This window comes from Sporosarcina sp. FSL K6-5500, from assembly GCF_038005665.1.
Lineage (GTDB): Bacteria > Bacillota > Bacilli > Bacillales_A > Planococcaceae > Sporosarcina > Sporosarcina psychrophila.
This window is the reverse complement of sequence record NZ_JBBOTP010000001.1, coordinates 2,322,112-2,343,157: the sequence shown is the minus strand read 5'-3', so window position 1 is coordinate 2,343,157 and position 21,046 is coordinate 2,322,112. Positions and strand designations below refer to the sequence as shown.

The 21,046-nt window shown below is 36.9% G+C and carries 22 protein-coding genes; 6 read left to right on the top strand and 16 right to left on the bottom strand.

Features of this window, described 5'->3' with window-relative positions:
- Nucleotides 1-389: 389 nt before the first annotated feature.
- Nucleotides 390-1,397 (bottom strand): DUF4179 domain-containing protein, encoded by a 1,008-nt coding sequence (locus tag MKX62_RS11010; RefSeq protein WP_187046629.1) that lies wholly within the window; start codon nt 1,395-1,397, stop codon nt 390-392.
- Nucleotides 1,375-1,917, bottom strand: coding sequence for a sigma-70 family RNA polymerase sigma factor (locus MKX62_RS11005; RefSeq protein ID WP_187046628.1), 543 nt, complete (start codon nt 1,915-1,917; stop codon nt 1,375-1,377). Before MKX62_RS11005 ends, MKX62_RS11010 begins: the two co-directional genes overlap by 23 nt.
- A 576-nt stretch (nt 1,918-2,493) precedes the next feature.
- On the opposite strand from MKX62_RS11005, the gene MKX62_RS11000 reads away from it, so the two are divergent.
- The gene (locus MKX62_RS11000) at nt 2,494-3,678 is read left to right on the top strand and encodes an IS256 family transposase (RefSeq protein ID WP_340741403.1); all 1,185 of its coding nucleotides are present in this window, start codon (nt 2,494-2,496) and stop codon (nt 3,676-3,678) included.
- Between the two features lie 155 nt (nt 3,679-3,833).
- Here MKX62_RS11000 and MKX62_RS10995 read toward each other — a convergent pair whose 3' ends face one another.
- The 4 genes from MKX62_RS10995 to MKX62_RS10980 all read right to left on the bottom strand — a co-directional run bounded on the left by MKX62_RS10995 (nt 3,834) and on the right by MKX62_RS10980 (nt 6,283).
- Nucleotides 3,834-4,373, bottom strand: a complete 540-nt coding sequence (locus MKX62_RS10995; protein ID WP_187046627.1) for a GNAT family N-acetyltransferase — start codon at nt 4,371-4,373, stop codon at nt 3,834-3,836.
- Between the two features lie 172 nt (nt 4,374-4,545).
- Nucleotides 4,546-4,965, bottom strand: coding sequence for a hypothetical protein (locus MKX62_RS10990; protein ID WP_187046626.1), 420 nt, complete (start codon nt 4,963-4,965; stop codon nt 4,546-4,548).
- A 283-nt stretch (nt 4,966-5,248) separates the two neighbouring features.
- Nucleotides 5,249-5,704: a hypothetical protein gene (locus tag MKX62_RS10985; protein ID WP_340741402.1), complete on the bottom strand. Its 456-nt coding sequence runs from the start codon at nt 5,702-5,704 to the stop codon at nt 5,249-5,251.
- A 195-nt stretch (nt 5,705-5,899) separates the two neighbouring features.
- Complete coding sequence (locus tag MKX62_RS10980) at nt 5,900-6,283, bottom strand: hypothetical protein (protein ID WP_340741401.1); 384 nt, start codon at nt 6,281-6,283, stop codon at nt 5,900-5,902.
- A gap of 547 nt (nt 6,284-6,830) precedes the next feature.
- Between MKX62_RS10980 and MKX62_RS10975 the strand changes: the two genes are divergently transcribed.
- Both MKX62_RS10975 and MKX62_RS10970 read left to right on the top strand, forming a co-directional pair.
- Entirely contained in the window at nt 6,831-7,268 is a 438-nt protein-coding gene (locus MKX62_RS10975; RefSeq protein WP_340741400.1) for a hypothetical protein, read from the top strand.
- A gap of 611 nt (nt 7,269-7,879) precedes the next feature.
- A complete protein-coding gene (locus tag MKX62_RS10970; RefSeq protein WP_340741399.1) occupies nt 7,880-8,749 on the top strand; it encodes a cation diffusion facilitator family transporter in 870 nt (289 codons plus the stop codon).
- A 151-nt stretch (nt 8,750-8,900) separates the two neighbouring features.
- Here the strand turns inward: MKX62_RS10970 and MKX62_RS10965 are convergent, their stop codons facing one another.
- Nucleotides 8,901-9,227, bottom strand: a complete 327-nt coding sequence (locus MKX62_RS10965) for a YnfA family protein (protein ID WP_067205681.1) — start codon at nt 9,225-9,227, stop codon at nt 8,901-8,903.
- 407 nt (nt 9,228-9,634) lie between these two features.
- On the opposite strand from MKX62_RS10965, the gene MKX62_RS10960 reads away from it, so the two are divergent.
- Nucleotides 9,635-9,922 carry a phospholipase gene (locus MKX62_RS10960; RefSeq protein ID WP_335339513.1) on the top strand — a complete coding sequence of 96 codons (288 nt, stop codon included), beginning with the start codon at nt 9,635-9,637 and terminating at the stop codon, nt 9,920-9,922.
- A 391-nt stretch (nt 9,923-10,313) separates the two neighbouring features.
- On the opposite strand, the gene MKX62_RS10955 is transcribed toward MKX62_RS10960, so the two are convergent.
- From MKX62_RS10955 to qoxA, 8 genes are all read right to left on the bottom strand, one after another.
- Entirely contained in the window at nt 10,314-10,979 is a 666-nt protein-coding gene (locus MKX62_RS10955; protein WP_340741398.1) for a TIGR04104 family putative zinc finger protein, read from the bottom strand.
- On the bottom strand, nt 10,966-11,502 hold the full coding sequence (locus tag MKX62_RS10950; protein WP_340741397.1) for a sigma-70 family RNA polymerase sigma factor: 537 nt from the start codon (nt 11,500-11,502) through the stop codon (nt 10,966-10,968). Before MKX62_RS10950 ends, MKX62_RS10955 begins: the two co-directional genes overlap by 14 nt.
- Nucleotides 11,503-11,794: 292 nt before the next feature.
- Nucleotides 11,795-12,208, bottom strand: a complete 414-nt coding sequence (locus MKX62_RS10945) for a GNAT family N-acetyltransferase (protein ID WP_067205675.1) — start codon at nt 12,206-12,208, stop codon at nt 11,795-11,797.
- A gap of 429 nt (nt 12,209-12,637) precedes the next feature.
- Nucleotides 12,638-12,925 carry a hypothetical protein gene (locus MKX62_RS10940; RefSeq protein WP_340741396.1) on the bottom strand — a complete coding sequence of 96 codons (288 nt, stop codon included), beginning with the start codon at nt 12,923-12,925 and terminating at the stop codon, nt 12,638-12,640.
- Between the two features lie 28 nt (nt 12,926-12,953).
- The gene (qoxD, locus tag MKX62_RS10935; protein ID WP_067205671.1) at nt 12,954-13,235 is read right to left on the bottom strand and encodes a cytochrome aa3 quinol oxidase subunit IV; all 282 of its coding nucleotides are present in this window, start codon (nt 13,233-13,235) and stop codon (nt 12,954-12,956) included.
- Nucleotide 13,236: 1 nt separating this feature from the next.
- Nucleotides 13,237-13,833 (bottom strand): cytochrome aa3 quinol oxidase subunit III, encoded by a 597-nt coding sequence (qoxC, locus tag MKX62_RS10930; protein WP_067205669.1) that lies wholly within the window; start codon nt 13,831-13,833, stop codon nt 13,237-13,239.
- Nucleotides 13,820-15,778: a cytochrome aa3 quinol oxidase subunit I gene (gene qoxB / locus MKX62_RS10925; RefSeq protein ID WP_067205667.1), complete on the bottom strand. Its 1,959-nt coding sequence runs from the start codon at nt 15,776-15,778 to the stop codon at nt 13,820-13,822. Before qoxB ends, qoxC begins: the two co-directional genes overlap by 14 nt.
- Nucleotides 15,779-15,837: 59 nt before the next feature.
- Nucleotides 15,838-16,773, bottom strand: coding sequence for a cytochrome aa3 quinol oxidase subunit II (qoxA, locus tag MKX62_RS10920; protein ID WP_340741395.1), 936 nt, complete (start codon nt 16,771-16,773; stop codon nt 15,838-15,840).
- A gap of 703 nt (nt 16,774-17,476) precedes the next feature.
- Here qoxA and istA point away from each other — a divergent pair.
- On the top strand, nt 17,477-19,030 hold the full coding sequence (gene istA, locus MKX62_RS10915; RefSeq protein ID WP_338655197.1) for an IS21 family transposase: 1,554 nt from the start codon (nt 17,477-17,479) through the stop codon (nt 19,028-19,030).
- Nucleotides 19,027-19,800: an IS21-like element helper ATPase IstB gene (istB, locus tag MKX62_RS10910; protein ID WP_338656273.1), complete on the top strand. Its 774-nt coding sequence runs from the start codon at nt 19,027-19,029 to the stop codon at nt 19,798-19,800. Before istA ends, istB begins: the two co-directional genes overlap by 4 nt.
- A 293-nt stretch (nt 19,801-20,093) precedes the next feature.
- Here istB and MKX62_RS10905 read toward each other — a convergent pair whose 3' ends face one another.
- Entirely contained in the window at nt 20,094-20,948 is an 855-nt protein-coding gene (locus tag MKX62_RS10905; RefSeq protein ID WP_340741394.1) for an aminoglycoside phosphotransferase family protein, read from the bottom strand.
- Nucleotides 20,949-21,046 lie beyond the last annotated feature (98 nt).

Genomic DNA, 21,046 nt, shown 5'->3' with positions numbered 1-21,046 from the left:
TCGAATGGTTATACATAAATGGAAGGCGTTTTTCCTTACTATAGACTCTAATTTACAGTACAGGTATCAAACCTTGGACAGTTAACCATATAAGTAGTGCAAAATTAGCGCCACACAACAGAGAATGAAAATATGTGCAGAACGGGTATTGGATACTACGCCTGGGAGAGGAAGGTCGATCAACTATTAATCATTGAGCATGCATGCAGTATGGACATTCATAAATATTCAATTACTCGGTATATAATGATTCCAAAAGGAAAGGGAATTCGAACATTTTCTACTAAGACAGTATTTCTATTACAGTTAATCGACTGGGTTAAGAAGCATAAGTGTACGCCCAAGTTTAAACGTTTGAGAACAGCACTGTTGAGTAAATCACCTGATAGCTACTCTAATTCCACAATAATCGGTTCGAAATCAATACGTTTATTATCGCTTTGACTATTGCTTACATGTGCGAATGGATAAAATGTAATGGATGTTGCTTCTTGGGCAAGACCATGAATCGTTGCATTCCATGTGATATCTTCACTGGAATCTCCACCTTTTGTTCCTGTTCCGCCAGTATAAGGCACTTTATATTCGTTACCTAAATTATCAATTGCATGTAACTCTGCTTCAACGTACATCCAGTTGTTATGAACGGATGGTTTGACATTTTGTAAATAGTTTACTGTTAAATTGACATCTGTTTTGATTGCGTCAATTAATTCGACTGTAATACCTTCTTTACTTACTTGTTCATTAATCGAAATATGTGATCCCTTTAGCGCATTTAAAGAAAATGCAAACTGCCAATCCCCTTTTATTGTCTTTTGATCTGAAGAAATCGATTTTGGTTTCCAAATAACATTTACCGTCTCCTTAGCGTCCTCCAGCATTGATAAGGTCATCATGCCGACATAGCCGACTCCATCGACATACTCTCCTTCATAGCCAGCATTACTTATATTAGTGGGCAGATTTTCGAAAGTTGGAAATGAACCTAAATCCTCTTCTGTTCGCAGTACATACGAAAGCGTCACCGTATTCCCATCATAAAATGCTTTCTCAATAATTAGTTCGACGCCATTACTTTTTTCAACTAAACCAATATCTGTACTGATTTCCTCATACGCTTGATAATAGTCTTCTTGTAAGATGAAATAGTCGAATGCATGACCAATGACTGGAATTTGCGTAACAAAGTTAGCAAATGCAGGTGACACATAAGCAGAGGAAATCGTACAAATAGACAGAATCCCTACAACTGCAGTATATTTAACCATTCGTTTGAAGGGGAATTTTATTATCTTTTTCTCCTGTTTAAAAGCATCTATCAAAATAGCATCTAACTCTTCAGAAGGAACAGGAATTTCATTTATCACTTCTTTAAAGCGGTTTTGCTCGGTCATCTATATACACTCCTTTTAATATCGGTTTGAGTTTCGCTAACGCTCTCTTGCCATTCGATTTGACTGTACCGATTGGTTCGCCAAGTATCTCTGCTATTTGCTCAAAAGTTAAATCTTCATAATATCTCAAAATAAGGACTGTCTTATATTTGTCATTTAATCTATAAATGGCATCAAGTAAGTCCATTTTTTCATCAGATGTTGCCATCTCCGCGGAAAGGGATTGAAATTTCAGATCGTCCATCAAAACCACTTTCTTTTGTTTTTGAAGTACACCAAGTGATACATTGATACAAATTTTCATCAGCCATGTCGAAAAATACTTTGGCTCCCTTAACTGATGAATAGACTCAATTGCCGATAGCACAGTTTGCTGGAAAACGTCTAAAGCATCCGCCTTATTTCGAACATAACTAAATGCAGTACGATAAATTTTCTCTTTTTCTTGTTGAAGCAAAAACAACAACGCTTGTTGATCTCCTCCAATCGCTTTTATTACTTTCTTGTCATTAACCGTCATTTTTTTCACCGTCCTGACTATTAGAGAGTTTTCAATCAAAAAAAGATGCACTTTTTGGAAATAAAGAACTACTCAACCGATAATGGCTTCTCTTTTGGGGGGGACATTAGAGAAAAAACATTAATAAAAACGCTTATTGAAACGACTAAAAAAGCATCGGTGCAATAACCGATACTTTCACTTTTCTGAAAAAATTATAATTAAACTAAAAGGAGTGTTCGACATACATGTAGCGCAAAATCAGCGTTACAGCGCAGAGGATAAAAATGTATGCAGAACGGATATTGGATACTACGACTGATGAAGAAGGACAATCAACTATGTTGCCATAGAGCCCCCATCCGTTAGTCTAACACCAACGATTATGGTGCATCACAGACTATTGCACCCAATATGGGTAGCCACTTATGGAATATTAATCCTACTTTAGTTACTGGAACAGACTTACCTATATTATATGAAGGATGAAGCTGGAGAGTGTAAAATATCTTGTGTAAATGAATAAATACAAAAAGGAAGACCTTTTCTTGGTAGAATTAAGTCACCACAACCAATCCTAGAAAAGAGGTCTTCCCTATGACTCAGTTTACAGCAGATATTGTCCAAGCACTAGTCCAAAAACAAGATATTACCGAAGTTTTTCGTTCGCATTTAGAAACAGCGGTAAATGCGCTGCTCGCCACGGAGCTGACGGCTTTTTTAGATTATGAAAAATACGACCGAATCGGTTTTAATTCAGGTAATTCACGTAATGGTTCATATGAAAGAACGCTACACACGGAATATGGTGACCTCCAAATCACAATTCCCCGTGATCGCAACGGCGAGTTTAAACAACAGACAGTCGCACCTTATAAGCGGTCAAATGATACACTTGAATCATTTGTCATTCACATGTTTCAAAAAGGCGTGACCATGTCGGAAATTGCCGATTTAATCGAAAAAATGTATGGCCATCATTACACACGTCAAACAATATCTAATATGACACAGGTAGTGGGTGAACAAGTAGAGGCCTTTACTAAAAGGAAACTCAGTGCGCGCTACGTCTGTGTTTATTTAGACGCAACCTATATTTCTGTTCGACGTGAAACGGTCTCTAAAGAGGCTGTTTATATAGCTGTGGGCATTCGTGAAGATGGATCAAAAGAAGTAATTGCTTACACAATCGCTCCAACAGAATCAGCATTTAATTGGAAAGAGCTCTTACTAGAAACAAAAGAGCGTGGCGTTGAAGAAGTCCTTCTATTCCTTTCAGACGGCTTAACAGGTATGGTTGACACGATTACAAGCGTATTTCCTAAAGCGCAATTCCAAACATGTTTAGTGCATGTGGCGCGCAATATTTCACATAAAGTACGTGTTGAAGACCGTGCTGAGATTTGTGATGACTTCAAAACGGTTTACCGAGCTGATAATCAGGAAGCTGGGCAAGTCGCGTTAGATAATTTCTGTGAAAAGTGGAAAAAATCATACCCAAAGGTGACAAAATCACTCGCTACAAATGACCATCTACTTACCTTCTACAGCTTTCCAAAGTCAATTTGGCGAAGCATATACTCAACGAATTTAATCGAGTCATTTAACAAGCAAATCAAGAAATATACAAAGCGCAAAGAGCAGTTTCCGAACGAAGAAGCACTCGAACGCTTCCTAGTCTCGCAGTTTGAAGAGTACAACCAACGTTTCTCCACACGATGCCATATCGGTTTCGATCAAGCACGCGCAGAGCTGGCTGAGATGTTTGAAGTGAAAGAATAAAAAGTGTGATGATCATTAAGAAGAGGTCCGATTGTCATTTACACATAAATATTGACACTCCCTGAAGCTGTTGCTTAATTTACCTATACATTCAATATTATCGTTCTCTAGGCTTAGCTTTATTGTTATACATTATTATCATTAATTAGAGTTTTTTATTTCATGGAAGTTAAATAAGACTTAAATTTAATAGTCAAAATGTAATAAACAAAGTTTAACCTCTGGCCATTCATTTCGAATTCTCCGCTATCAGTAGCTGTTCTCTCAAATCCATTTTTCTCTAAAACTTTTTGAGAAGCTATATTGTTAGTTGTTGTTTTCGCTTTAATTTGTTTTATGTCTATGTCAGTTACTGTTTCTACTAATAACTTCAATGCTTTAGTGGCAATACTTTTTCCAGTATGTGCTTGCCCCACCCTATAACCGAGATGACCCGTTTTTTGAGATTTATCAATATCCACGACATTTATTCTTCCTAGAATTGAATTATCTTTATCTTTAATTAAATAAAAATATGAACCTCCTTGAACTTGTTCTTCAAGTAAATCTTCGTGTCTTTTTTTAAAAACCTCAAGGTTATAATAGTCATTTCCACGAGTAGGTACCATTTCTTCGAAAAATGCTCTGTTATCAAGTTCAAACTTATACAAACCTTCAGCATCTGTATCCTGTAATTTTTCAATATATATGTCCATGTATAATAACCTCTATTCTTATATTGTTGTCTATTAGAAGTCTCTCCATGAGATTCTACCTGTTAACAGCCATTCGATTGCTGAACGATCTCCCTTATCCCATGTGCTTAAGGTAAACATAACCCACTTCACAAACGCACTCGTTAATTGAAGAGTATACGAAGATAGGGAATTATTTTACTAATTCTTCTCCTATTAAAATTTCATAAAGGTCTGCTGAATCTTGCTTTGTTAATTTCACATATTTATCGCTATCGTTAACTATCTCTAGATTTTCACCATTTGAGCTAATCCATAGTAAATAAGACGCTATTTTGTCTTCGCTGCCGTAGCGATTCTTAGAAGGAAATTGAAATTGGTAGTCAGCATAGTGTGCCATTGCTACCTTTTCATTTTCAAAATCAGCATTTCCAACTATATCTATCGCTTTTTTTACCTGATTTTTTTTAGTGACTTCTTTGATGTCTTCAAAAACATTTTCTTCACCAGTTCGTTTCTGTACAGTTATTTTTTGCCCAACCATTTCATTCAAACAACCCGAAGTAACTAACAGAAAACCAAGTAGAGATAAAAACAGTATTAATTTTTTCAATCTGTTCTCCCCTTTTATTATTACTTTCTTATTGTACGACCCTGTACAGTTAGTTGAACAATAGTTGCACGGTTAATAAAGTTAATCTTCAATCAGAGGGGGGTTCTTCATCCCCCACTGATTGTTAGTTTAACCATTCGGGCTTTTACGGGCAGTTGATCCCCCACTTATTCTTCTTGTGTCCTTGAATACTTGAAGTGGGGGTCTTACTACCCGTTAATGCGGGATAAAACTATTCGAGCCTTTTTCGATTAGGCTAATTTCCAATCACTTCCCTTGTTATTCATTTTTTCTTGGTCCAAAAAGATATAAACCCTATAAAAGATAACAATGCTACAAATGTCCATATATTAAAGAAAATATTGTTCGAAAATTGACTAAGCAATCCTACCTCCATATATGGGTGATTTGTATTAATATAATTCCGGTATATTGTTGCTCTATAAAAAGTAATCACCCCAATAATAATGAAAACAATTAAGTAACTATACTTGAACCATTTCTGCTTTGTTAACGAAAGGATTTTATGAAGTTTCTCGAATACAAAAATCAATGAAAAATAGAAATAGAAAATAACTGGACCTGGAGCCATAACAAAAAACAGAGCTGCATTACCATTACCACCACCTAATAAATCATTTGTGGGGTCAAATGGAACAGTTAATCTATGTGCAAAGAAAAACCCAAAAGCAGTAATTAATCCAGAAATAAAAATGCTAATAGTAAATAGTATCCTCATACCCCTATCCCCCTCCAAAATATAACGTTCTGTTTCATTTATGAATTCGACGTATTTGTTACAATCATTGAACGGGCTTGCATAGTCCACACGCACCAGGTTAACATAACGCCATTTCACGGAAGTATTTAACTCCATTACTCAAAAATATAAAGCTACTATGAAAGGCAGCTATATCTTCACCAAAGCCCACCGTTATTGCAGCATATTAAATACTAAAGCAATTAGATAAAGTGGGACTCCGACAATTAACATTCCAGCAATTAGATAACAAATACTCGTAAAAATAAACTTAAAGAAATCAAAGATAGCTCCAGCTAAATCGTCAATAAACCTTGTCATTTCTACCCCTCCATAATCTGTCCTGTTATTAGAACATTTTCCCACAAAAGACAACAAAGCAAAAACAAATGAAATAATCTTACCAAACACAACTTCATTTTGAAGTATTTCTACTTTGTCCCACGCAACAACAATATCTGGTTTATAAGCGTTCGTTTTAAAATATCCAACTAACTTCATACAAGCTATATAAGATACATGGATTAATATTGAACCAATAATAGCCTGAAGAACCACCTTTACATTGACAGCTCCTTCTCAACTCACACCACCATAATAATCCATATTATTCATTTCACTAACTTGTCCATAGTTACACAAGAAACTAGAATAGCTCCATAAGAGCTAACTGAAAAACATCCATTCACTCGCTGAACGACTTTGTATACACCATTCACAATGGGTTGACATCCCCCTAATTGATTGAAGTATTTAAGTCCATTACTCAATTAGAAAGAGCTGTAATGAAAGGCAGCCTAATCTTCACTAAAGCAACCCGTTAGCCTGACTCCAACGACCACGATACGTAAAGCGCTTTCGAGAGATTAATCCTACATTAGTTTTTGCACCGGCATTGCCTATATTTTCTGAAGGATTGATTTGATTATATTTCCATTATACCATTCTCAACAAATAGACTTTTTCGAATTAGCTGTTTCCTTAAGTGTTGTTGCTTTAGGGATGATTTTTATTATATTTATATTTTCTGATATAATAGTAATGTAAACAATCCAAATGATTAATTCGCTATATCTCATATTATGTATTAGGTGGTGATTAGATTTTGAAAAACATTTCTTGGTTAAAAGGTCTTATTTTCGGTGTTCTATTTTCATTGGTTACTGCATTGTTATTTATGTTGATAGGACAAACGTTGGCTGGTGGCATAACTTTATTCAGGGGTGAAAGTTGGTTATATTTCTCAGTGATTTTTCCTTTCGCAATTACCTTTTCAGTGTTAGGAGGATATTTTCACAATAAAAACGAAATCTCCAACAAAAAACTTTGGCTCTTAAGCCTTCTAAGTGCATTTCTTGTAGCTTTATATAGCGGAACGATAGGTGCAATTTTTGGCGAAACTATCGTTAGAGGTGGCATGAAAACGATAAACGTTGAAGGTACATTGATTTGGGGTACAATATATGCTTTCATTTTACTTCCAATTACCACACCATTTGCAAGATTACTGATAGGCATTTTGCATAAAATTATCAGAAGATAGATAAATTACACATATTTCTCAAATGAACTAAAACATTATAATGCTACTATGCAGTTGAGCGATTGGATTGCTGTTTTATAGTTTGATCCATTTTTTTGCTGTATTAAAAAGTCCAATTCCGATTCCTTCTAAAATACTCTTTGCCTTGTCATCTAGTATTCCTCATCTCTTGAATAGTCCACATATAATACCTACATCGACAGTCTTCCATTTATACCTGCTTATCCAACGGACACAATGTTTGAACTCTACGAGAGTGGGTGGGTATGATAGGTTCATTTGCCTGATGCAATAACCGCTTCAGCCTTTCAATGTAAATCGTACCCACAGAGGCTCCATTTCTAAATACCTCACCTTATTTAGCTGAAGACAACCGACTTTTCTTACAGGTTAATATCGAGCTATAATTACCTTCATCTGCTACTATATATATACGTCTAAATTTAGTGAGTGATAACTGTGCCCCAACTTGGATTTAACTCAAAATTATATTTCAAAACCCAAAACCCTCGACTGGAATCAGTCGAGGGTTTTTGTTGCGTAAGGGAAAGAATTCTCCTGATGATGCTGAATTTATGAATCATGGTTTGAATTCGATAGGGGGCAAAAAAATGGAGAATCAAAAGTATAAAAACCTTAAATTAGGCGAACGTGGAGCAATCATTAGCATTATTGCTTATGTTTTTCTTTCTATCATAAAGTTGGTTGTTGGGTATATAAGTGACTCTGCCGCATTGAGGGCAGACGGTCTAAACAATACAACTGATATTGTCGCATCAATTGCTGTCCTTATCGGACTAAGACTTTCACAAAAACCACCTGACAAGGATCATGGTTACGGTCATTGGAAGAGTGAAACAATTGCCTCAATGGTCGCTTCATTCATTATGTTAGCAGTTGGTATTCAAGTATTGAATGAGGCAATTACCTCCATGTTTCAAGGTGGTAAAGAGACCCCTCATATTGGCGCCGCTTATGTAGGTGTTTTTTCTTCAATAGTTATGTATTTTGTCTACCGTTACAACAAAAAACTAGCCGAAAAAATTAATAGCAAAGCGGTTATGGCCGCCGCAAAAGATAACATTTCAGATGCCTGGGTAAGTATAGGAACGGCTATAGGTATATTCGGTTCACAATTAAATATGCCATGGTTGGATACGCTAACTGCCATTACTGTTGGACTATTAATATGTAAAACAGCTTGGGATATCTTCAAACTAGCTTCACACGAACTTTCGGATGGATTTGATGTAGATAAAATTAAACTCTATCAGGATATAGTCAAAAAGGTGGATGGAGTTCTAGGTATAGAAACAATTAAAGGGAGGTACTACGGAAATAATGAAGTAATCGATGTTGTGATTTTAGTTGATTCATCATTAAATATTAAAGACTCTCATGATATAGCCAGCCATGTTGAAAAAGTCTTGATAAATGATCATGGTGTATACGATGTTCATGTCCATGTAGAGCCTGAATGAATCTCCCGAGACTGAAGTCACGGGTGTTCTGGGCTTAATCATAAATTAATAATACCAACAAATAAATTGCTATTTCTTCCTCCTCAATAAAAAGCACCTGACATCCAAACATTTCATAACCATTTGGATACCAGGTGCTATTCGCTATACATTAACTTCTAGGCGCCCATAACATAACGGATACACCAACTATACAAATTGCAGCACCAATCCAATCGTATGTATCCGGCATCTTTTTATCGACGCCCCATCCCCAAAGTACAGATAACACAATGAATACCCCGCCATAAGCAGCATACACCCTGCCAAAAGTCGGGAAGTGTTGGAAAGTGGCAATCACTCCGTACATCGCTAAAACAAGCCCACCTATTAGACCCAAGTAAGCCGGTTTACCCTCTCTTAACCACTGCCAAATTAGATAACCTCCACCGATTTCCGCTAGACCCGCAAATAAAAAAAGCAGTATTACTGTAATCAAAATAAAGTCATCCTTTCGAAAGTTTAATATGCAGGTTTTATAGCCTTTTTATATAGATGAAGTAATCACTAGCAACCTGGAGAAAAACGCGGTAAAAAATCTCCAGAGGCATAAAGGTCATAATGATTCCCTTCAAACCCGCTTCGATCCACCCTCTTAGGCACCTTGGCTCAGTTTTTTATATGTATTCATATGTTCAATATACTTCGACATAATGCTGATTGAATTGAAACCCATTGTCAATGTTTGAATATTAATGTTTAGGAATGTCTTCATTATACTTCAATCACCCTTTCCTCTTTTGATAATATAATTGCGAAGTCCATAGGTAACAGCTTATACATTATTTCGTACCAATGAATAATCTATAGTAAGTAGTGACTTAGCCATCAGAGGAGGTTTTTATATTGTCACGGAGGAGAAATGGAAGATTTCGTTTTTGTATTCTACCAGGCTATAATTGGTGTGGACCTGGCTGTAATGGGCCCGGCGCACCTATTAATGATTTAGATGCAGCTTGTAAAGCACATGATGATTGTTATCGCAGGGGTAGAAACCCATGTGAATGTGACCGCGAATTTCTTAATCGGCTACGATCTAAAATAGATCCATGTACTAAAAAAGGAAGACACGCCCGTATGCTTTATAATTATATGAAACTACAAAAGATTTTCACTTGCAACTTTTATAGATAATGAAAGGCACTTGGTACTAAAGTAATTCAGCGTATTTTAGAACTAGGTGCTTTAAATCATGTTTTTTCCGATCTTTTAATTACCAATAAACTCATATGGTACAGTTAGCATTAAAAAAACTAGAAAAATAAGTGAAAATGATGAAGCAGATAGAACTTTTACAGGTTGCTAGTACTACTCAACTTAATATTTACACATCCTATATCTGAAAGGAATTCCATCCCTAAATGTTCCTAGCACTTATGCAAACTTCATTTGCACCACCAACCTGGCTGAAGACAATCTTGACGCTGCAATGGACTTGGTCAAATTGGGCGTTTGCAATTGTTCCGGTACGCTGACACTTCAAAACCCGAATTTGCACCTGAATTGTCCTGGTGACAGTAATTTATCACCATAAAGGATCATTGATAGGATCTTTCTTCTGGAGTTCCAAATAATATGGACCTAGGCTAAACATGATATACGCAGCACATGAGACATGCACAACAATACCTAGCAATATATTATCAAATAGCTGAGGGGTGATAATCATAAAAGGTATAAATATATTTAACATACCACCTTTTAATCTTGATTTTTTCGTTCGGTACTGTATTTGACCACAGTAAGGACATGTCATTTTTGTGTTTTTCATGCTTTGTTTCAAGGCCTCTCGATAGGACCATTCTTCACCACATTCCACACAAATCGGTAAGCCTTTTCCACTTTTTTGCAAGCCTCTCTTTAACAAGGCCCGCAGAATAATAAAGAAGCTTATGTAGAGTACCGCTTTTGAAAAATCATTAGTAAGCATTGACCAAGTCGTAGTCGTTATAGGTTCAATCGGTGCTGCACCTTGCGCCTTACTTGCAGGTCCCTCCTGTTGCCATAGCAAATAACTGAAGCCTATTGCGAATATCGTGAAAATCGCGAGCACAAATCGATATTGTAAGTTGATGCGTCTCTTGTGGTTGTGTAATTTTGCTTTTGCCTTCGTTACAATTAGCTGCTTCTTCTCTTTGGATAATGACACAGACTGAAGCTCACGATTTAAATCTTCCTTAAATTGATTCACGGCCTAGTTCCTCCCATTCATAATCAATTATCCGATTTCCCAGTTGCTTTCGCGCACGCTGTAATCTAGTTCTTACCGTAGCTTCCGGACGCTCCAATAATTCCGCGATTTCTACCGTCGTCATCTCCTGAAAATAATAAAGAATGAGCACTTCACGATAGGTGATTGATAATGTAAACAAGGCTTCCACTAATTCCTGCTTTTCCACTTTCTCAATCATTGCACGTTCAGGCGTATGAGTTGTGCCTCTCCCTTTAATTTTTTCAAACAGCATGGTTCGCTTGTTCTTCCAACTTCGTAAATAATCATGGCTGCGATTAACCGTCATTTTCACCAAGTAGGTCCTCAGCGATGCCTCCCCCCTGTACTGATCCTGTTTCTCATAGAAGGCAATGAACACGTCTTGTACAATATCCTCAGCGGTTGAATTATTTTTCACGTACAAATAGGCGACACGCAATAAATAATCACCATGTTCGGCAATAATTTCTTCAATTTCCGTCACAACCTCACCTACCTTCATCCTACTGACGCACCCCAAGCCTTTTCCGATTCACTTTTACTAACTTTATTTACTATGCATGTATTTTAAATCCTCATTAGATGCAATTATAGCGCTCTTCTTTGGGATAATGAAAAATACCTGGTAATAAACCCAAATGGGATTATTACCAGGTATTCGGGCTGTTCAAATTTACTTTGGGGTAACTCCAACCAGGCAACATGCTCGCAGTAGTGAACAATGAAAATAAGGTGTAGTGGTGCATCTTTTAACAATTCCGTTGAGATTGGACAAATTCCCAAGCGTTATTGGCTTATATTTTCAAACTTCCAGATTGCATTTTATAATTCCTAAAAACCATACCATTTGTCTGCGTCATACCGAACTTATCATAATAAGGAATTAAATCGTCATCACAGCATAGGTCAATCATATAGATGCCATCGAGTTCTTTTAGCATCCGATCTACTAATTCCTTACCTATACCTTTATTTTTGTATTCCGGTAAAACCTCAAGAAATGGAATGTAGGCAGATAGAACTCCATCACTTATCGCTGTAATAAATCCAACTACTTGATTAGTTTGATCATCAATAGCAATAATCACTTTACTGCTTTTCTTTAATAGTAGTAAGTGAGTTTGCGGATTTGGTGGCTTTGGCCAATCTACAAAAAAGCCCTTTAACATATCAGAAGAAATACCATCGAGTGTGTTCTTGTATATCATAATATATCAGCTCCTAATTTATAGTTATTTATTAGATAGATGATATATCTCAAAAGTAAAGTACCAAAAATATGACCTCCAAGCATTCTAAAGAATACTATACAGCAATTATTAAAAGATGCAATATTTAGTATTTTACCTATTAAAGCTATTTCACCTATATATGATGAAATAAAAAAGATACCCGGTCCTAACACAAGTCGCAATTGTATCAGAACCAGGTATCTTACACTATCGATTATTTCATAATTCTTTACTACTACACAAAGCTGGTGGGTACCTTTTATTCTTTCATTATATTATCAACCCTTCACTCTTCACTAATCTCTAACGGTTTACCTTCTAAAATCTGCTCGACTTCTTCGTAACCAGTTAAAAATGCGAAGTCGTAACGTGCGGGTATTGCAAAAACATATTTTTCATTACGATTTAATTCTTTTGGTCCGATAGGTGCTGCCCTATATGGAACTTCTCCTGCTGTAATGAATCCCATTGCTCTATTGTGAAAATCATAATCGGTATATCTTGACGCGGATTTTCCGAAGTCCACTGAGGATGTCGAATAGAATTCATTGGACCATTTTCAATTACCTCTTCCGTTTGAGCCTGTGAAACCGTCAAGCCCTCCCACTCGTCCGTTACAATCGAATAATCCTTCCAAGTTGCGGGTAATGTAAAATCAAACCCATATTCTGTGTTTTTATAAAGGAGCGCCATTTTAGGCGCTCCTTTATGATATATTCTGTTACATATCCCAAGCCAAAATTAGTAATGAACCCAAGATGGTAACAAGCGCTATGGCAACTGCATAATAGATATTCATATAAATCGCCTTTTTATCTTCAGTTTCACCAGCATGCATAAAGACAACGAGTTGGACTGCTGCTTGTACGAATGCTGTGACTAAAAGAATTGTCATCCCCACTGCAAATGAAAAATCTAAGAAATAGACAGTCAGTGCAGCTGCAGTAAGAACTAACGAAAAGATAAAGCCCATTACTTGTTTGCGCGGGAATAATTCGCTCATGTTACATCATTCCTTTCAAGTAGATGAAGCTGAAAATAAAGATCCAGACAACATCTAAGAAATGCCAGTAAAGTGAAAAGATAAATGATTTATTGGCTGTCTCAGGCGTCAAACCGCGCTTTTTCACTTGAAGGATGATGAATAATCCCCAAAAGAAACCAAGTGTAACGTGAGCTCCATGTGTCCCTAATGTAGTTAATAGGATAGCTGTGAATGCACTCGTTTGAAGGCCAGCTCCAACATGGACATAATGCGTAAACTCATAGATTTCTACGCCTATGAATGCAAGACCAAGTAGCAAGGTAATCGCAAAGAATGTCATCATTGCATTTTTTTTACCTAGACGCATTGCATGAACACCAAGACCAATCATAAAACTACTTGTTAACAGTAAAATCGTTTCAAAGAGCACTGGAGTGAGTTCAAAAATCTCAGCTCCGGACGGTCCGTTGCCCGTACGATGCTCTAAAATGAAGTAGGTTGCGAAAAGTGTTGCAAACAGCATTACTTCGGCTCCAAGGAAAATCCAGAAACCTAAAATGTTCAATTTATTTTGTTCTGTACCATATTCAAGTGGAAGCGAGTTATCTGTTTTCATCAGCCCGCACCTCGCAATCTTTTTCAGTGTCTTCTACTTCTTGAACGGAAATGTAATGCCCGTGGTCTTTCTCGAATGAACGGTAAGCCAAACACGCAAAGATTCCAATTGTCGCAAGAATTGCAGGAAGCCACATGTTGAATATGAGCGAGAAGCCCCATACGAAGAAAATACAACTCATGATGAACGGCATACCGCTGTTATTCGGCATATGAATCTTTTCAATTTCATCTTTGAATAATGGTTGTCCTTTTTTCTTATGATCCCAGAACGCTTCAATTGAATTAACTTGAGGTGTCTTCGCAAAGTTATACGATGGCACCGGACTGTGAGTGGCCCATTCCAACGTACGTGCATCCCACGGATCTGAACTGATATTTCTTGATGCATAGCGAATGCTGTGATAGATGTTATAGACAATTAAAGCAAAGCCTATCGCCAGTACAATTGCTCCAGCAAAGGACAGTAAATTAAGCGCTCCATACCCCGATGCTTCAGAGTACGTGTACATCCGACGTGCTTGTCCATCCAATCCAGTGAAGAACATTGGGAAGAATGTTACGTTAAAGCCAATCGCGATAAACCAAAATGCCCATTTCCCAATTCTTTCACTTAACATGAAGCCAAACATTTTCGGCCACCAATACGTGAGACCAGCTATCATCGCGAAGACAACACCAGGAATAATTGTGTAGTGGAAATGCGCAACCAAGAACATCGTATTATGGTATTGATAGTCGGCACTGGCCATACCAAGCATTACCCCGGTCACTCCACCGATTGTAAAAATCGGAATGAATCCTATTGTATAAAGCATCGGAACAGTAAATTCAATTTTCCCTTTACGCATCGTAAGCAGCCAGTTAAATATCTTAATCCCGGTCGGAACGGCAATCGCCATTGTCGTGATTGAGAAAATACTGTTTGTCAGTGGACCTTGTCCCATTGTAAAGAAATGATGAGTCCAAACCAAGAATGAGAAAAACGAAATGATTACGATCGATGCAACCATTGATTTATACCCATAAAGGTTACGACGGGAAAAAGTAGAAATGATCTCACTATAAATACCGAATGCCGGCAAAATCAGAATGTAAACTTCCGGATGTCCCCAAATCCAGAACAGGTTCGCCCAGAGCATATCCATCCCGCCATTTGTCATCGTAAAGATATTTGTGCCGAATAGCCGATCCATCGTTCCCAATAGAAGCGCAATTGTCAGTACAGGAAATGCGAAAACGACAATTGCATTCGTGATTAAAGCAGTCCATGTGAACATTGGCATTTTCATCAATTTCATTCCAGGCACTCTCATTTTGAGTATCGTAGTCGTGAAGTTAATGCCTGATATTAATGTACCAATACCGGCAATCTGAATCGCCAGCATGTAATAATTGGTTCCTACAGATTGACTGAAGTCATTCCCTGCAAGTGGGAAATACGAAGTCCAGCCGGCATCAGGAGAGCCACCAACTACGAATGAAATATTGAATAACATCGCCCCCATAAAGAACAACCAGAAACTAAGCGCATTCAAACGAGGGAATGCTACATCGCGCGCTCCAATTTGCAATGGAACAACGAAGTTCATTAATGCATAGATAAATGGCATAGCCATGAAAATGATCATAACAACTCCATGTGTGGTGAAAACTTCATTGTAATGCTGAGCATCTAGCAGCTTGTTGTCAGGTACAGCAGTTTGTGCCCGCATCATAATTGCGTCTACTCCACCACGGAATAGCATTATCAAAGCAGCAATTAGGTACATAATACCGATTTTCTTATGGTCTACGGTTGTCAGCCATTCACGCCATAAATAACCCCATTTTTTAAAATATGTTAATCCGAAGAGAATCGCAATCATGGTTAGGCCAATGGCAACCATTGATGCGTAAATCGCAGGACTTGGATGTGGAATCGCAAAACGATCAAAGTACTCCATACTTCTATGACTCCTCTCAAAAATTAGACTCTATATGCAAAGTGATTTGTTTGGAAATTTTAATGTTGATGTTCCGAATGTCCCATGTCTGATCCACCATCAACATCGGCAGATTCGTCTTTTTTTGCTTTATCATCGGAATTACCTGATCCATGTTGATGTCCCCCATGCTCCCCTTCTGGAGCCGGTGAGAATTCCAAGTGAGTTTTATTAAACGTTAATTGGCCAAGATGACCCGGTTCTAATAACTCTTCAAATCTCTCCTCAGTAAGAGTATCCGCAGTCGCTTTCACTTCTTCTACCCATTTATCGAATTCCGATTCAGGCATCGCTTCCACATGGAATATATTCTCAGCGAACCCTTTACCGCTAAAGTTTGCATTTCTCCCCATGTATTCTCCCGGAACGCTAGCTGCCAAATGTAACGTGGTCACCATGTCCGACATTGCATATTTTTGTCCGCCAAGTTGTGGAATCCAAAAACTCGTGATGGGTCCGTATGAGTAAAGTCTAAATTCCAACGGTCGATCTGTTGGGATATACAAATAGTTAACAGTTTCGATATTTTCTTCCGGATAACTGAAATGCCATTTCCAGTCAGAGGAAGATGCATAAACAACCAATGGCTTTTGACCTTCATATCCCTTTGGTGTCGCCTCAACTTCATAAGTGGATTTGACAGTGATGATTGAAAGGAAAATGATAATCAGAACCGGAATACCAACAATAATCGCTTCAACCACCGGATTACCTTCGATATGTGGGGGCTCATAATCTGCACTCTGTTTCGACGCACGATATTTTATTACGATGTATGCCAACATACCGAAAACCACGACCACAACCAACGCCATGGTAGCAATCGAAATCCAAATAACATTAGAAATCGTTTCAGCTTGCGGCCCTTTTGGATCCATAACCATTACTGGTTCACAGCCAGCTAACACTGCGATAATACTGATAATCAAACCTAAAAAAGTCCATTTCATTCTCATGAAGGTACCCCTTTCTTTTACTCTATAAGCTTTATTAGCATAATAAAAAAACATATTAGTCGGTTACTCTCACAACATATTTTCATCTTATTATAATGAAATACTAAAAACAATTACCTAAAGCGAACTTCATCAAAACTTCATCAATTCTTCACTGAAAGGCTGGTAATTACGTCACAAAACGTTCAACAAGTTCGCTTTTCATTTATATAAAAATAATGAATATCTTATTGTTATTAAATGTTTTAAAGTCTGATTACTGAAAAAATATGTTATTCACCCCTTATTAATTCAGGCTTTTCTCACCTCACAAATCCTGAAAGAAATAATTTAATTAAAACCCGTATTGGAATCAATTACATTAGTATTCATTTACTCGTTACCACACAAAAAAAACACTTTTTTCTAGAATGCATTTTCGTTTCACTTTATTAATAACATGCCAAACATCAAATCAATTAATAATAATTTGAGTACCGAGAGGATTAAGTGATTTGTTATTGAGTCGAATACTGGACACAAAAAAGGTACTAGGTTAAAAACAATTGGGAATTGTTTTTAACCTAGTACCTTTTGCAATACATGAATACCTGTAAACGATAAACTAAAGTGAGCAGTTTTCCACAAATAAGATTGAGCAGTTTCCCTCTAAATAATTCACTTCCTTTATACTAAACGTGTAAAAGGAAGTGAGGAAACTGGAGTGAAGAAAATCATGGTTTATATGAAAATCTGCGAGTTATCCGAAATGGGCTTTTCTAAGTCGGCAATTGCGAGAAAGTTGGACATTTCAAGAAATACCGTTTCTAAATATCTAAAGAGTACATCTGAAGAATTTGAGGATTATTTAGTCTCCTTACAATCACGTAAAAAGAAGTTGGATCCCTACAGGGATGTCATTGTTGGATGGTTGAAGAAATACCCTGATATGAGTAGTGCCCAGGTCTACGACTGGTTGAAAGAGAATCAGGGGTTGAATGAAGATAATATTGTGGAGAATACTACTAGGAATTATGTGAATGAGTTACGTACTGCATACCATATACCGAAAGTGTCTGAACAAAGAGTTTATGAAGCAGTTCCGGATAGTCCGATGGGTTTTCAAGCACAAGTAGATTTCGGTCAAGATTTGGTGACTTGTAATGACGGAATGAGAAGAAGGCTTTATTTTATTGGGTTTGTATTATCCAATTCTAGGTATAAGTACATTGAATTCTTAGATAGACATTTCCATACAAGAGATTTAGTCCGCTGTCATGAAAATGCTTTTGAGTTTTTTGGAGGCATGCCTGAAGAAATGGTATATGACCAAGATGCTTTACTAGCTGTAAGTGAAAATGCGGGTGACTTATTATTTACCAAGGAATTTGATAATTACCGTAAACTAAGAAAATTTTCTATTTATTTATGTAGAAAAAGCGATCCCGAATCAAAAGGGAAAATAGAACAAGTCGTCAAGTTCGTGAAGCATAACTTCATGAAGAATCGTGAATTTCAAGACATCCATTTGTGGAATCAACAAGCCATTCAATGGCTTGAGAGAACCGGAAACTACAAAGTGCATCATAATACAAAAAAAAGACCTTCTGAAGTGCATACAGTCGAAAAACTGCACTTAAGAAAAGTCTCTTCAAAATTCTCTTTCGAGAATTCCCTAATAGAAAGTATAACAAGAACAATTCAAAAGGACAATGTCATACGCTTTGAATCCAATCGTTATTCCGTACCTACAGGTACGTACGATGCGAAAACTAAAAACATGGCATATTTAGAAGTAACCGCAGATGACCACCTAAATATTCGATTACAGACATCTGGAGCAATAATCGCGAGACATTTACTCTGTAGTTCGAAAGGACAGTTAGTTTATGATCCAACTCATCATAAGAAACCAAGTCCAAAGAAAACGCTATTGAGAGACGAAATTGTGATTAGGTTTTCTAATAAAGAATTGATTTGTTGGTTTTTAGATGAATTGAATAAGAAGTATCCAAGACACTTATTAGACCAGTTGAAAGTATTACAAATGGTCATTCGAAATCATCCAGAGCATATAAATGAAGCGCTGGAAACTGTGAAAACTTTGCATATGATTAGTGCTAATGACTTCAGAGATGTCGCTTTCACGCTACATAAAGAATCACAGACGCAAGTAAAAGAAGTAAGTACCAATTCACCAAAATATCAAGAATATAAGGCAGCAGAACGATCAGAAGATTACTACACCGATTTATTATCTGGGGGTAAAAGGTCATGACCTCTCCTATTGAACTATTACAAGAAAAATGTAGAACCCTGAGACTCGCTGAAACCGCAAAAGAGCTTCCCGCTCTTTTGCGTAATGCAGAATCGGGCAGTTGGACTTATCACGAGTTTATTAATGAACTCCTTACCCATGAAATGGTGTGCAGAGAAAAAAAGACCATTCATCGACTAATGCAATGGGCAGACTTTCCCTATCCAAAAACACTGGCAGATTATCGACTGGAAGAACAAAATGCGATTGGCGATAGACAGTTTAAATTATTAAAAGATTTAAATTGGATTGAAGAGATGTTTACCCTAATTCTAATGGGCCCACCTGGGACAGGCAAAACACATTTGTCCGTAGGACTAGGCACTTTGGCTATTGAACATGGATATCAAGTGACCTTCGTTTCAATGGGAGAACTAATATATATTTTAAAAAGCCGTGATTACGTTAGTAAATCAAAGACACGCTATAAACGTATTACAACATCAGATTTAATAATTATTGATGATGTTATGTATATGACTGTAGATCCAAAGGAAGCAAGCCTGTTTTTCCAGTTTATATATGACATGTATGATAAAACCGCATTTATATTAACTTCGAATAAGGGTCCAAATGAATGGGGTAAATTTTTAGGAGATACCTCACTGACAACCGCTATATTGGATCGCCTTCTACATCGAAGTGAGGTGATTTCCTTCGGAGAAGACGAAGAAAGTATGCGTATGAAGTACAGAAAGACTTTGTTTCCCGAAGTAAGTGCTCAAACTTAATTGTGGAAAATTGATCAAACTTAATTTGTGAAAACTGCTCAATTCTACTTGACGGTTACAATACCCAATAAACCTTTACCCCAGTTATAGTAAAGAGATTATTTTTAATGGGTTTGATTCCTTATTAATCTATAATTAAATCTCCAACCATGTAACGCATTCAACGTGCGCTGGGTGCTGACGGTAGAATAAATTAAGATGTAACTGTATTCATTTCTAGAGCTACATATCTAAATTGACATTCGTTGCGTATGACATAATAAAAGGAAGGAGAAATAATCATCCCCTTCCTTTTATATAGTAAACTCAAATTCTTTTAAAGAAGGATTATTTGTCACTAAACCTTTTACTCTTTCTATTGTATTAGAATCTTTGGGTACCCCACCACTTCTATTAAGCACGAGCCACCTGAGTTCAAAAACTTCAAGTTCCTTCTGCTGAATATCCTTTTCTAAAAGATAAGCAGAACGAAACACATAAGCATATCGCTCTGAGACATATATTTTCAGTAAAGTAAGTGACCACGCAAAATCATATCTCGGGTCCCCTAATTGCCCATTCGTCCAATCGATTACAGTATACTGGTCATTTTCCTCCATAATGTTATTCACATGAAAATCGCCATGAATAATATGTTCTTGCTTTATTTGGGTTGTTTGTACAAGAGAAATCAATGCTTTATATATGTCAGAGTGTTCTCTTACTCCAGGAAAAAAGTAGTCAATGAAATCGTACTTTGGAAGTTTTATATTTCCAATCTCTTTAACGGGAATTTGATGTATTTTTGATAAGATGTTTGCAATCTTTGTCATTTTCTTTTCGTTTGCTTTAAGCACAGGTATTCCGTCAAATGTTGTTAACAACACCTTATCTCCGTTTAGATTTATCCCCCAGCCTAATGGTTTAGAGACTGATAATCCTCGTTCCAATAGGACATTCAATAATCGATATTGAAAACTAATATCGGGTTTGGAACTCTTACTCCACACTTTCAATACAAAGCTATCTTTACCTGAACATATCTTCATGACTTCAGCTTCAAATCCATGTTCCATTGGGTGCATGGTTAAGGTGTCTCCTTGAATTAATAGATCATCTATAACTTCATTTTGTTCTACCCAATCCACGATACCTGAAGGGTTTCCCAATAATATTCCATCTCCTTAGTGAAAGATACAAACTGCCCAAACAACTCGAAATACCTTTTTACATTTTCACAAGCACTATATTTCAATTTACTACATCT

Bases quoted from the DNA above. Each gene is read 5' to 3' on its own strand.
- MKX62_RS11010 (WP_187046629.1), bottom strand. From the start codon at position 1,397: ATGACCGAGCAAAACCGCTTTAAAGAAGTGATAAATGAAATTCCTGTT.
- MKX62_RS11005 (WP_187046628.1), bottom strand. From the start codon at position 1,917: ATGACGGTTAATGACAAGAAAGTAATAAAAGCGATTGGAGGAGATCAA.
- MKX62_RS11000 (WP_340741403.1), top strand. From the start codon at position 2,494: ATGACTCAGTTTACAGCAGATATTGTCCAAGCACTAGTCCAAAAACAA.
- MKX62_RS10995 (WP_187046627.1), bottom strand. From the start codon at position 4,373: ATGGACATATATATTGAAAAATTACAGGATACAGATGCTGAAGGTTTG.
- MKX62_RS10985 (WP_340741402.1), bottom strand. From the start codon at position 5,704: ATGAGGATACTATTTACTATTAGCATTTTTATTTCTGGATTAATTACT.
- MKX62_RS10970 (WP_340741399.1), top strand. From the start codon at position 7,880: ATGGAGAATCAAAAGTATAAAAACCTTAAATTAGGCGAACGTGGAGCA.
- MKX62_RS10950 (WP_340741397.1), bottom strand. From the start codon at position 11,502: ATGAAGGTAGGTGAGGTTGTGACGGAAATTGAAGAAATTATTGCCGAA.
- MKX62_RS10945 (WP_067205675.1), bottom strand. From the start codon at position 12,208: ATGATATACAAGAACACACTCGATGGTATTTCTTCTGATATGTTAAAG.
- MKX62_RS10940 (WP_340741396.1), bottom strand. From the start codon at position 12,925: ATGGCGCTCCTTTATAAAAACACAGAATATGGGTTTGATTTTACATTA.
- qoxD (WP_067205671.1), bottom strand. From the start codon at position 13,235: ATGAGCGAATTATTCCCGCGCAAACAAGTAATGGGCTTTATCTTTTCG.
- qoxC (WP_067205669.1), bottom strand. From the start codon at position 13,833: ATGAAAACAGATAACTCGCTTCCACTTGAATATGGTACAGAACAAAAT.
- qoxB (WP_067205667.1), bottom strand. From the start codon at position 15,778: ATGGAGTACTTTGATCGTTTTGCGATTCCACATCCAAGTCCTGCGATT.
- qoxA (WP_340741395.1), bottom strand. From the start codon at position 16,773: ATGAGAATGAAATGGACTTTTTTAGGTTTGATTATCAGTATTATCGCA.
- istB (WP_338656273.1), top strand. From the start codon at position 19,027: ATGACCTCTCCTATTGAACTATTACAAGAAAAATGTAGAACCCTGAGA.